At 58.9% G+C, this 1,169-nt stretch carries 1 protein-coding gene; it reads left to right on the top strand.

The genetic code is table 11. From position 1 onward, the window contains the following. Window positions 1–81 precede the first annotated feature (81 nt). Window positions 82–1,167 (top strand): IS630 family transposase, encoded by a 1,086-nt coding sequence (locus tag ACPT9U_RS17735; protein ID WP_435751927.1) that lies wholly within the window; start codon window positions 82–84, stop codon window positions 1,165–1,167. Window positions 1,168–1,169 lie beyond the last annotated feature (2 nt).

Raw genomic sequence — 1,169 nt, 5'->3', positions numbered from 1 at the left:
CTAGTGTAGTGCTGCGCTCTTGAGCGCACTTAATTGACAACTTCCGCTATCATGCTTCATGCATGCGGAGCGGAGGATCGAATGCGGGTTGCGCCAGAGATTGTTTTGACCGAGGACGAACGCGCGGAGCTGATGAAGCTGACGAGTTCTCGGCTCACGAGCGTCAGGTTGTCGCAGCGCGCCCGCATTGTGTTGCTGGCCGCCGAGGGCATGCAGAACCTGCAGATTGCGGAACATTTGAGCGTCGGGCGGATTCAAGTGGCCCGCTGGCGTGGGCGCTATGCCGAGATGCGGCTTGCGGGGATCGAGCGCGACTTGCCACGGGGTGCGCCACCGAAGAAGGTGGAGTTGGCGCAGTTGGTGGAGCTGACCACGCAGAGCAAACCCGAAGCGGCTACGCACTGGAGTAGCCGCAAGATGGCGGCGAAACTGGGCGTTCACGCGACCACCATCTCGCGCCATTGGAAAGCGGCCGGCTTGAAGCCGCATATCGTGCGTGGTTTCAAGGTCTCGCGCGATCCGAAGTTTGTCGAGAAACTTGAAGACATCGTCGGTCTGTACATGGCTCCGCCCGAACACGCCTTGGTGCTGTGCTGCGACGAGAAAAGCCAGGTGCAAGCGCTGGATCGCACACAACCGGGACTGCCGCTGAAAAAGGGCCGGGCAGCCACCATGACTCATGACTACAAGCGCAACGGCACGACGACCCTGTTTGCCGCGCTCAACGTGCTCGATGGGCAAGTCATCGGCCAATGTCAGCAGCGGCACACCCACGCCGAATGGTTGAAGTTCCTGAAAAAGATCGACCGTGAAACGCCCAAGGACAAGACCTTGCACCTGATCGCCGACAACTACGCGACACATAAGCATCCTGTCGTGCAAGAGTGGCTGGCCAAGCATCCGCGCTTCGTCATGCATTTCACGCCTACCTCGGCCTCCTGGCTGAACATGGTCGAACGCTTCTTTCGTGACATCACCACCGAGCGACTGCGCCGTGGGGTCTTCACCAGCGTTCCCGAACTCATCACCGCCATTGATCAATACATCGCTCACCACAACACTGACCCCAAGCCCTTCATCTGGACCAAGAGCGCTCGCGACATCCTGCAGAAGGTCATCCGCGCAAACAGCCGCTTAAGTTCCAAACAAAATGCAGCACTACACTAGAA

The sequence above is a fragment of the Thauera sp. AutoDN2 genome, assembly GCF_051280715.1.
In the GTDB taxonomy this organism is placed as follows: domain Bacteria; phylum Pseudomonadota; class Gammaproteobacteria; order Burkholderiales; family Rhodocyclaceae; genus Thauera.
The sequence above is the reverse complement of the archived record's forward strand: the minus strand, read 5'-3'. Positions and strand labels throughout refer to the sequence as shown.